Origin of the sequence: Actinocrinis sp., from assembly GCF_035653575.1 — a bacterium.
In the GTDB taxonomy this organism is placed as follows: Bacteria; Actinomycetota; Actinomycetes; order Streptomycetales; family Catenulisporaceae; genus Actinocrinis.
This window is the reverse complement of record NZ_DASRBQ010000085.1, coordinates 1-10,011: the sequence shown is the minus strand read 5'-3', so window position 1 is coordinate 10,011 and position 10,011 is coordinate 1. Positions and strand designations below refer to the sequence as shown.

10 protein-coding genes are annotated in these 10,011 nt (G+C 68.8%); 2 read left to right on the top strand and 8 right to left on the bottom strand.

The features are described 5' to 3' along the window. On the top strand, window positions 1-314 hold a 314-nt coding region (locus tag VFA06_RS12455), incomplete at its 5' end, for a putative glycolipid-binding domain-containing protein (protein WP_324840671.1). An 83-nt stretch (window positions 315-397) separates the two neighbouring features. On the opposite strand, the gene VFA06_RS12450 is transcribed toward VFA06_RS12455, so the two are convergent. Further along, window positions 398-724 carry a hypothetical protein gene (locus VFA06_RS12450; protein ID WP_324840670.1) on the bottom strand — a complete coding sequence of 109 codons (327 nt, stop codon included), beginning with the start codon at window positions 722-724 and terminating at the stop codon, window positions 398-400. Between the two features lie 871 nt (window positions 725-1,595). Further along, complete coding sequence (locus tag VFA06_RS12445; protein ID WP_324840669.1) at window positions 1,596-2,294, bottom strand: helix-turn-helix domain-containing protein; 699 nt, start codon at window positions 2,292-2,294, stop codon at window positions 1,596-1,598. On the opposite strand from VFA06_RS12445, the gene VFA06_RS12440 reads away from it, so the two are divergent. After that, window positions 2,293-2,736: a nuclear transport factor 2 family protein gene (locus tag VFA06_RS12440; protein ID WP_324840668.1), complete on the top strand. Its 444-nt coding sequence runs from the start codon at window positions 2,293-2,295 to the stop codon at window positions 2,734-2,736. The two genes, VFA06_RS12445 and VFA06_RS12440, sit on opposite strands and share 2 nt — an antisense overlap. Here VFA06_RS12440 and VFA06_RS12435 read toward each other — a convergent pair. From VFA06_RS12435 to VFA06_RS12410, 6 genes are all read right to left on the bottom strand, one after another. Continuing rightward, on the bottom strand, window positions 2,733-3,680 hold the full coding sequence (locus VFA06_RS12435; RefSeq protein ID WP_324840667.1) for a TauD/TfdA family dioxygenase: 948 nt from the start codon (window positions 3,678-3,680) through the stop codon (window positions 2,733-2,735). The two genes, VFA06_RS12440 and VFA06_RS12435, sit on opposite strands and share 4 nt — an antisense overlap. A gap of 21 nt (window positions 3,681-3,701) precedes the next feature. Beyond that, window positions 3,702-5,126: an LLM class flavin-dependent oxidoreductase gene (locus VFA06_RS12430; RefSeq protein ID WP_324840666.1), complete on the bottom strand. Its 1,425-nt coding sequence runs from the start codon at window positions 5,124-5,126 to the stop codon at window positions 3,702-3,704. A gap of 2 nt (window positions 5,127-5,128) precedes the next feature. After that, window positions 5,129-5,878 (bottom strand): ABC transporter ATP-binding protein, encoded by a 750-nt coding sequence (locus VFA06_RS12425; protein WP_324840665.1) that lies wholly within the window; start codon window positions 5,876-5,878, stop codon window positions 5,129-5,131. After that, a complete protein-coding gene (locus VFA06_RS12420) occupies window positions 5,854-6,678 on the bottom strand; it encodes an ABC transporter permease (protein WP_349260161.1) in 825 nt (274 codons plus the stop codon). Before VFA06_RS12420 ends, VFA06_RS12425 begins: the two co-directional genes overlap by 25 nt. Window positions 6,679-6,817: 139 nt before the next feature. Further along, window positions 6,818-7,912 carry an ABC transporter substrate-binding protein gene (locus VFA06_RS12415; RefSeq protein WP_324840663.1) on the bottom strand — a complete coding sequence of 365 codons (1,095 nt, stop codon included), beginning with the start codon at window positions 7,910-7,912 and terminating at the stop codon, window positions 6,818-6,820. Window positions 7,913-8,312: 400 nt separating this feature from the next. Beyond that, the gene (locus tag VFA06_RS12410; RefSeq protein ID WP_324840662.1) at window positions 8,313-9,548 is read right to left on the bottom strand and encodes an ROK family transcriptional regulator; all 1,236 of its coding nucleotides are present in this window, start codon (window positions 9,546-9,548) and stop codon (window positions 8,313-8,315) included. Between the last annotated feature and the right edge of the window lie 463 nt (window positions 9,549-10,011).

The window sequence follows — 10,011 nt, the reverse complement described above, 5'->3', positions numbered from 1 at the left end:
CCAACACCATGCCGATCATCCGACACGGCTTGCAGCACGGTCCTGGCGAGCATCGGTTCCTCATGGCGTTCGTACAGGTGCCGACGCTGCGCGTGGTCGCATCCCAGCAGTCGTATACACACCTCGGGCTGACGCAGGACGCGGCACGCGTACGCTACGCGTCGGGAACGTTTGTCAGCGATCTGACCGTGGATCGGGACGGACTGGTCATCGATTACCCGACAATGGCTCACCGCATTCCCGCCGGGACCACGGTGACAGCCGAGCAGCGAATTGGCGGACCTGGCTCACCTCGTCCCAGCAGCTCCTCTTAGAAGCTGCCTCGCATCGTCTGATCATGTGTTGTGTTGGGTGGCACGGCGGGTCAGTTCACGATCAGAAGATGCGGGACAGCTTCTTACTGAACCCAGAGAATCGAGCACGTGACAACAGCTGTGGATAGACCGCAGAAGAGCACCGCAGCGACAAAACCTCGCTTCCTCTGTTCCACGTAGCCCATCGACCGGTATGCACTACGGCCATGCGGCACCACGAGCGCGAGAAGCGAGAGCCCCGTGACGATGCCCAGCGCAAAGGCGAACCAGAGGACGTGGCGCGGGTTGCGGGAAACCAGGACCCGAGCGACGAACAGGGCCGTTGCGCAGGCCAGAGAGCGGCCGGACCACCCTCGCTTCTCTGGCGAGACGATCGCCGTGACGGCGACGGCCACGAGGCCGATGCCCACAGCCGCCATTGTCCACAGCACCCATAGGGGAACCGCAATCAATTGCATCTGTTCGCCTCAACGTCGACTTGGAATCGGTCCTCGTACGGCACGCTTCAGGTGCGCAAGCGAAGCTCGCCTGCCTGGCTCTCACAGCACACCGGGCCCGACTCGAACGCAATGACCAGGGCGACACGCCCCGTCATCGGCGCCCACACTTGCTCGACGCTCAGCACTCTTTCACCGACATGAGGCGCGAATGGAGTATCCGACCGTTCGTGGACCTCGACACGTCCCCAAGTCCCCATGTCGTATCCCTCGAAGAGCGCGGACGCCTCCACGATCAAGCACCAGTCCGAACCACTCGTGATGTGGGTGCATGCCCCGGCGTCGTCGATCAACCACACGTCGATCGGCTCTGCGTCGACCAGGTCGCCGAGAACATGACGGGACGCCACGACCCGCTGAAGCCGAGCGCCTACGAGCCCCGAAGGGTCACCGCCAGCCCCATGCATCGGGCACACACTCGACGTCGGAGATCGCATCCACCGAACATACGGCGCACTACTGCTGGTGGTCACGCGGTTTGCGGAGCAGCGCTTAGGCAGAGCGGCGGTCGAGTGTCAGCGCGAAGCGCGTGCACGGCAGCGCCCCAGGGCCGTGGAGCGAAGCGGAACGGGGGCGGGAGGGAGGGCAGCCGTAGGCGTTATCAAGCCAGCCGCAGGCGTACGGCGGAGCGAAGCGAAGCCGGTAATCAGCGCGAAGCGCGTGCGCGGCAGCGCCCCAGGCCCGTGGAGCGAAGCGGAACGGGGGCGGGCGGGAGGGCAGCCGTAGGCGTTACCCAGCCAGCCGCAGGCGTTGTCAGGTAGCAGCTAGCGGATAGCAGCAGAAACTAATCGGCGGCAGGAGGCCGGAGCCCGTCGCAGACCAGCCGTGCGACGCGGCCCGGGTGCTCGGCGTCGGCGCGGCGTTGCTCGGCCGTGAGGGCACCGAAGAGGACGGCGTGCAGGTCGGCCGTGTCGATCCCGCTGCGGACCGCGCCCGCTGCTTGGGCGCGCGCGAGGAGTTCGCCGAGTGCCTCGTTGAGGCGGGTAGCCGAGTTCAGCGTGACGGCGCGCAGGTCGACTCCCGCGCCGGCCAGCGCGTCGACCAGGTCTTTCTTCGAGCCCGCATCCACGAGGATCACGTCTAAGAACTCGAAGAAGGCCGGGCCGGCCTGTGCTTGCGGCGCCGCTAATGCCGCTTCGGCCTGGTCGGCGAGGAGGTCGAGGCGGTCGACGATCACCGCCTCGAACAGCGCCTCTTTCGTCGGGAAGTGCCGGTACACCGTGCCCGCGCCGACGCCCGCCCTGCGCGCGATCTCGTCGAGTGGCACGGCGAGGCCCTCCGCCGCGAACGCCTCACGCGCCGCCTCGAGCACGCGGGCCCGGTTGCGGCGGGCGTCGGCGCGGAGCGGACGGGTCTCGACGGTCATGGTGCGGTCCTTCCTCGGCATGCGCGTAGACAAGCGGGGCGCGCGTTCCATATAGTTCGTGGAAACGGGGCGATCGTTCCGCTTGTCCTTCTTCCAGCGTACCGAGGAGTGAGCCATGCCCGAAACCGGGCCAGTCCGCACCGCTCGCGAGACCGTCGAGCTGCTGCTGCACACCGCCGTGTCGGGGACACGCGACCAGATGGCGGATCTGTACGCGCCCGACGTGGTCGTCGAGATCCCGTTCGCGCCGGACGGCGTGCCGGCGATCACCCGCGGTCAGGAGACAATGCGCGCCCGCATGAACGCCGCGGCCTCGCGTTTCATGTTCGAATCGGTCTCCGACGTGACCTTGCACGAGACGGCCGATCCGGAGGTCGTCATCGCCGAATACCGGATCCACGGGCACCTCGCTCCCAGCGGGAAGCCGTTCTCGCTGACCTACATCATGGTCGTCCGTGTTCGCGACGGACTGATCGTCTGGTCGCGCGATTACGGCAACCCGCTGGAGATGGCGGGACTGGTGGAGGAGATGAACGCGAGGGCTGCGACGAACGATTAGCCGGCTACCGGCGTCGCCCCGAGCTCGGCGACAGACGAGTAGTGCGACGCGTCGCCCTTGATCGAGTAGCTCGGCTTGCCTTCGATGCCGACCGGGATGTCTCCGGCGACCGTCACCCGGTTGAGGCGGCGCGGCAGGCCATCGTAGTTGTCCACCGCGTAGTGCTGCGTGATGCGGTTGTCGAAGAGCACCAGCTGGTTCGGCGACCAGCGCCAGCGCAGGATGTTCTCCGGACGCGTGACGTAGGACTGCAGCAGGTCGAGGATCTTGCGCGACTCGCCCACGGACAGGCCCACGATCCGCTGCGCGAAGCCGCCGATGAAGAGGCCGCGCTCACCGGTCAGCGGGTGGACGCGCACGACCGGGTGCGCGGTCTGGTACTTGATCGAGGTGAACACCTCGCGACGCTGGCGGGCCTCCTCGTCCAGCGATTCCTGCGGGACCGCGTAGTCGTAGTCGTTGGTGTGCACGGCCCAGAGCGTGTCGGCGAAGTGGCGCAGCGGTTCGGGCAGGTCGCGGTATGCCGCCGCCGCGTTCGCGATCAGCGTCTCGCCGCCGTAGGGCGGCACCACGATGCTTCGCAGGGTGCTGACCTGCGGCGGGTTGAGCACGAAGGTCACGTCGGTGTGCCAGTGGTTCGCGACGCCCTTTTCGCTGTCCACCGGGAGCACATTCGGCGCGCCTTCGACGGCGGGCACGGTCGGATGCGCCGTGGTCAGCTCGCCGAACTGCCGCGCGAAGCGCTGCTGGCCCTCGTCGTCGAGGTCGACGCCGGTGAAGACCAGCGCCTTCTGTTCGTTGAGCGCGGCCCGGATCGCGGCGACGGTGTCGGCGCCGAGGGGCTGGGAAAGGTCGAGTCCTGAGATCTGGGCGCCGATCCGGGCCGTGACCTTCTGGATGTCGAGGGCGGTGGACGTGGACGGGGCGGAGAGCGTGACGGTCATGGTTGGTCCGTTCGGGAGAGGTCAGGCGGGGACGAGGGACGGGTTCGGTTCCGGTTCCGGGGCCGGGGCAGCGGTCAGGGCAGCGGCGCTGATCGCCGCAGCCGGGGCGGGGATCGCGACGTGCTGATTGGCGGGGCGCGGCAGGCCATAGCGTTCGCGCAGGGTCTGTCCGGGTACGTATTCGCTGCGGAACAGGCCGCGGGCGCGAAGAATGGGGACTACGTGCTCGACGAACAATTCGAGGCCTGACGGCAAAGCCGCGGGCATGATGTTGAACCCGTCGGCGGCGCCGCTTTCGAACCAGGACTGGATCGCGTCGGCGACCTGTTCGGGCGTGCCGGTGAACGTGCGGTGACCGCGGCCGCCGCCGAGCCTGCCGATCAGCTGGCGGACCGTCAGCCGTTCCCGCCGGGCGAGGTCCACGATCAGGGCGTAACGGCTCTGCGCTCCCTGGATCTGCGTCACGGGCGGAAGGTCGTCGGGAAGCTGCCCGTCGAGGGCTAGCTGTTCGATGGGGACCTGGAGCAGTTCGGCGAGGCGGCGCTGGGCGTGCCAGGGCACGATCAGGTCGTCGAGTTCCTGCTCGCGCCGGCGCGCCTCGGCCTCGGTGTCCGCGATGACGGGGACGATGCCCGGCAGCACCTTGATTCCATCCGGGTCGCGGCCGAGCGCGCCGGCCCGCGCCTTGAGATCGGCGTAGAAAGACTGCGCGTCGGCAAGGGTCTGCTGCGCGGTGAACACCGCTTCGGCGTAGCGGGCCGCGAAGTCCTTTCCGTCCTCGGACGAGCCGGCCTGCACCAGCAGCGGATAGCCCTGCGGCGGACGCGGCACGTTCAGTGCGCCCTCCACCGAGAAGAACCGGCCGCGGTGCCGGGGCGGGTGGATCTTGTCGTTGTCGCCCCAGATCCCGGCTTGCTTGTCGCCGACGAAGACGTCGTCCTCCCAGCTGTCCCACAGCTTGAGTGCGACGTCCAGGAACTCCGCGGCGCGCTCGTAGCGCTCGGCGTGGGCCGGCGCGTCGTCGAGCCCGAAGTTGCGCGCCGCGGCGGCTCCGGCGGTGGTCACGATGTTCCAGCCGGCCCGGCCCGCGCTGACGTGGTCCAGCGAGGCGAACCTGCGGGCCAGGTTGTACGGGGAGTTGTAGGACGTTGACGCGGTGGCGATCAGGCCGATGTGCTCGGTGGCGGTCGACAGGACGGTGAGCAGGGTCAGCGGCTCGATCACGCCGGCGGGCCGTTGCGCCACATCCTCGAACAGCACCGGGCCGTCGGCCAGGAACAGCGAGTCGAACGTGCCGCGCTCGGCGATCCGGGCCAGCCTTTTGTAGTGCTCGATGTCCACGTTGGCGCGCGGATCGCTCTGCGGCAGCCGCCAGGACGCCTCGTGATGTCCGGTGCTCATCAGGAAGGCGTTGAGGTGCAGGGTGCGGGACGGGCTTTCGGGCACTGCTAGTCCTCCTTCACGCCGAGGGCGGCGAGCAGCTGCTCGCGGTACTCGGCTACACGGGGGTCGCGGTAGGTTCGGGGATGCGGTAGGTCGATGGTGAGGTCCACGCTGAGCCGGCCGTGGTCGAGGACGAGGACCCGATCGGCGAGCACGATGGCCTCGTCCACGTCGTGGGTGACCAAGAGCACTGACGGCCGGTGCCGCTCCCACAGCTCGCGCAGCAGGGTGTGCATCTTGATCCGGGTCAGCGCGTCGAGGGCGCCGAACGGCTCGTCGGCCAGCAGCAGTTCCGGTTCCCAGACCATGGAGCGGGCCAGGGCGGCGCGCTGGGCTTCGCCGCCGGACAGTTCGCGCGGCCAGGCGCGTTCGCGTCCTGACAGCCCTACCTCGGTGAGCGCGGCGCGGCCGCGTTTCGCCGCCTCCTGGCCGCGGATCGGCGTGCCGAGCACGACGTTCTCCAGCACCCGGCGCCACGGCAGCAGCCGGGAATCCTGGAAGGCCACGGAGATCCGCCGCGGCGCGCGGATCTCCCCGGAGCCGGTCACGTCGTGGTCGAGCCCTGCGATGGCTCGAAGCAGCGTGCTCTTGCCCGAGCCGCTGTGGCCGAGCAGCGCGACGAACTGCCCGGCCGGGATGTCCAGGTCGAGGCGGTCGAGGATGGTCCGCTCGCCGAAGGACCGGGTCAGCGCGCCGAGGTGGACGGCGGGCGTGTCCAGTTCCGCAGGGCTCAGCTGCTCAGTGAGCGCCGCCATGTCAGCACCCTCCGTTCGATGAGGCGGACGATGCCGTCCGAGGCGAATCCGAAGAACCCGTATATCAAGAGGCCGAGTACGATGACGTCGGTCTGTCCGTAGTTCTGGGCCTGGAACATCATGTAGCCCAGGCCGCTGGTGGCGTTGATCTGCTCCAGTACGACAAGGGAGAGCCAGGACCCGGTGACACCGAGCCGCAGCCCGACGAAGAAGCCGGGCAGCGCACCGGGGAAGACGATCTGCCGGATGAACTGCCAGCGGCTGAGCCCGAGCACCTCGGCCAGTTCCACGAAGCGGTTGTCGATGCCGCTGAGCGCCGCGTGCAGGTTCAGGTAGATCGGGATGTAGACGACGATCGCGATGATCGCCACCTTGAAGGTCTCGCCGATGCCGAGCCACAGGATGAACAGCGGGATCAGGCCGAGGGTCGGCACCGACCGGTTGATCTGGACGGTGCCGTCGATCACCGCCTCGCCGATCCGGCTCAGACCGGCGACCAGCGCCAGGGTCACGCCGATCACGAGGCCGATCGCAAAGCCCTGAGCCGCCCGCCAGAGCGAGTCCGCGGTGTCGGCGCGCAAGGTGCCGTGCAGCCAGCGGTCCGCGCCGGTGTGCAGCACGGTCCACGGCGCTGGCAGGACGCGCGGGTCGAGGAATCCGGCCGCGCTCGCGACCGACCAGACGGCGAACAGCAGGAGCGGGCCGAGCAGGCGCGCGTACGGCAAGCGTCGGCCGGGGGCGAGGCGGCGCAGGGTGCGGGGTGCCGTGGTGGCCCGTGACGGGGAGGTGTCGCGGGACAGGGAGGCGTTGCGGGACAGGGAGCTGAGTCGTGGCGGGGCGGGGGGCGAATTGGTGGTGGCGGCGCCGGCCGAGGGCGCCGGGGACGCGGGTTCTGCGGCGGGAGCGGCCAGCCGCGGGGAGGCGAGTTCGGTCACGGGATCAGCTCCGGTACTGGGCGGCGACGGCGTCAGACGCGAGGTGCTCGAAGCGGCGGTCGAAGAGCGTGTCCGCCTTGAAGGGCTTGACGAAGCCGCCCTCGGCGAGCAGGTCGACGGTCTCCTGCTCCCAGGCGATGGCCTCGTCCCAGCTCGGCGGGAACAGCGGCTTGCTGGTCAGCGCGAGGATCCCCTTGGCCTGCGCCAGGGTGAGGTTCTGGGTCTTGACGTAGTAGTCCTCCGCCCAGGTGTCAGGGTTCTCCCACGCCCAGACCAGGCCCCTGGCCCACAGCGGAATGTAGGCGGCGATCGCCGCGGCCTTGCCCTTGTCGGCGAGCACGGAGGCGGGCGCCCACAGGATGTTGAGAAGGTCGACGACGTCGGTCGAGATGGTCCGCGCGCCGTCGGAGGCGTACCGGCTCAGGTACGCGGGAACCTGCGAGATCGCGAGCGGCGCGATATCGACCTGCCCGGCCTGCAGCGCGGTGAGGAACTGGTTGCTGGTCAGGTTCACCAGCGTCACGTCGCCGTACTTGAGCCCGGCTTCTTTCAGCGCGCGCAGCAGGACGACGCCCTGCGCCTGGCCCTGCGAGAAGGCGAGACGCTTGCCGCGGAAGTCGGCCACGGCGTGGATGTCGCTGCCCGGCTTGGTGGCGAAGATGTAGGCGGGCTTGCGGGTGAGATCGACGGCAACGATGCGCGCGTCGAATCCCTGATAGTGCGACTGGATCGGCGGGATGCCGGCGTTGTTGGCCAGTTCCAGCGACCGGGCGCGGAACGCGTTGATCACGTCGGGTCCGGCGCCGATGCTCGGCCATGCGGAGACGGTGAACGGCAGGTGGTCAAGCTGTCCGGCGAGCTTGAGCTGAAGCTGCTGCTGGCCGGTGTAGGAGGCGATGCTGAGGCTGGTTCCGCTCGGCACGGAGGAGGCGAGCGGGGAGTTGGTGGCCAGCGGCGTTCCCTCTGCGGCCGCCACCGCGCAGGAGCTGAGGCCGAGCGCGGCGCCGGTTCCCAGCAGCGCCTGGAGGAAGGCGCGGCGGTGCAACACGCTCGGCGCGGGCGTGAACGGTCGGATCCCAGAAGGTCGGGTCGCAGACAAGGAAGGGTCCTTATGAAGACAGGGAAGGCAGCAAGAGAGGCGCCGGGTCGCGCCGCGTGGCGGCGGACGCAGGCGTGGCTGTCCCGAACGTCGGTCGGGTGATGAATGCGGCGAAGGAGCGCGCCCGAGATGGATCAGGCCGCGCGAAAGCGGGTCAGCGGCAACAGAAAGTGCGGCCGACGCGCATCAAGTCGATGACGCGGCGCTTGGTCAGGCCTGGCTCTCGAGGAGGGAGTGGGCACGACGGCACGACGGTCGGGTAGCCGTGGCGCTGCGGCGCCCGGCTGACCGGCGAAATCCTCGTCATGCTGCTCACACCACCATGCTCGTTACCCTGGGACAAACCTGTCAACATTCGGCTCTCTTGAATTAAGTCAGAGCAGGTCGGGATAAGTCAGGGTTAGATGTGGATACAGCGCTGAGCGGCGGAATATGCACGTTCGTGTTCTGCCAGGAGCTTGTGCGGGTCGCGGTAGAGCGCGTCGAGGATCACCGAGCCGCCCGCGATGGCGAGGATTGAGTCAGGCTCGAATCCGGTGGGCACGACCGCGCGGGTGACATCGGCCGGAGGCGACCAGGCGTGTGCGCGCATTTCCTCGTGCAGGGCGCTGAGTGTGCCGGGAAGGAACATGACTCCGGGCTCGACGATCACGACGAGTTCGGGCCCGAACACGTCCGTGAGCATCGCCGTCGCGCGGCCGATGTGCCGGGCCCGCTCGGTGAACAGCCGCAGCGCGCCGGGCTCGCCGTATCGCGCGGTCTCCAGGAGCAGCGGGAACTCGGGCTCCGCGACGATGCCCTCGTCGAAGGCGCGGCGGGCGAGCGACTGCTCGGAAACGGCCGCCTGGAGGCAGCCGGTGCGGCCGCAGAAGCAGGGTTCGGTGTTGCCGGGCAACGGCAGGTGCGCTATCGCTCCGGCTTGCGAGCGCGGACCGTAGTGCACCGACTCCCCCGCCGCGAACGCCGCGTCCACGACGTTTCCGATGAACAGGTGCATCACGCTGCTGCGACCGCGGGCGCTGCCGAACAGCCGCTCGGCCAGCAGCAGCGCGCGCGAATGCCCGTCCACCTCGACCAGCAGCCCGGTGCGTTCGGCGAACAGGTCACGCAGCGCGATGTCCTGCCAGCCGAGCAGCGGGTGCTCCACCAGAATGCCGGCTTCGCGATCGATCCAGCCTCCGGTGGCGACGCCGAGACCGAGCGGCGTTCTTCCGGCCGAATGCTCGGCAAGGAGCCGCGCCAGGATCTCGCTCGCCTGGGCGATCACAGCCAGCGGCTCGGGCTGAACATGCGGCTCCTGATGCCGCACGAGTACGCGTCCGCGCAGATCGAGCAGCGCGATCGTCGTGTGCGGCACCGCGATGTGCACGGACGCGACGACGTATCCGGACAGGTCGAGGTCGACCGGCACGTGCGGACGGCCGACCGCCTTCGCGCGCGTGAACTCGGAGGTTTCCCGGATGAAGCTCTGTTCCGCGAGTTCCGCGGTGTGCCCGGTGACCGACGCGGGGGAAAGGCCGGTCAGCCGCGCGATGGTGCTGCGCGGGACGGGGCCGTGTTCGAGGATCGCGCGCAGCACTGAGCCCGCGCTCGCGCCTCTTCGATGGATGGGATCTCGAGGGGTCCGGTGATTCATGCTCTGCCTCCGACAGCCGCTGCGACGCCGACTTAGTCGGCGGGCCGGAGCGCAAACCCCGGTCCGCCTAAAGCGGAGGCGAACAGATCGCGGCGCACTGACGCCGAAAGTCGACGTAGCGCCGCGAGGTGAGTCCGGCGGACTGGGAAAGCATGCTCAAGACGCTAGCAGGCGTCTTTGGTACTGCCTAGATGCGCAGCTCAAGTGCCCATTATGCGAGACAGCCTGTTACCAACTAATTCGGCGCCGAGAATGGATTGGAACAGGAATTGGCTCGGGATGCGAATCATTCGGCGCGGTGGCCAGTCCGGCCGGCTAGTGTGTAAGAAGTATCGCCGGGGCCGCGACGCCTGCCACGCACGCTCGCTGCGTTGGCGAAACGCCCACAGACGACCCGGTATGAGGGCGCTCCGCCGCCTTGCGATCGCACGCGCCAGACGCCGCGGCCTTATCCGACGCTACT

What these genes read in the sequence shown, in the direction of transcription:
- VFA06_RS12440 (WP_324840668.1), top strand. Translation starts at nt 2,293, where the DNA reads ATGCCCGAAACCGGGCCAGTCCGCACCGCTCGCGAGACCGTCGAGCTG.
- VFA06_RS12445 (WP_324840669.1), bottom strand. Translation starts at nt 2,294, where the DNA reads ATGGCTCACTCCTCGGTACGCTGGAAGAAGGACAAGCGGAACGATCGC.
- VFA06_RS12435 (WP_324840667.1), bottom strand. Translation starts at nt 3,680, where the DNA reads ATGACCGTCACGCTCTCCGCCCCGTCCACGTCCACCGCCCTCGACATC.
- VFA06_RS12425 (WP_324840665.1), bottom strand. Translation starts at nt 5,878, where the DNA reads ATGGCGGCGCTCACTGAGCAGCTGAGCCCTGCGGAACTGGACACGCCC.
- VFA06_RS12410 (WP_324840662.1), bottom strand. Translation starts at nt 9,548, where the DNA reads ATGAATCACCGGACCCCTCGAGATCCCATCCATCGAAGAGGCGCGAGC.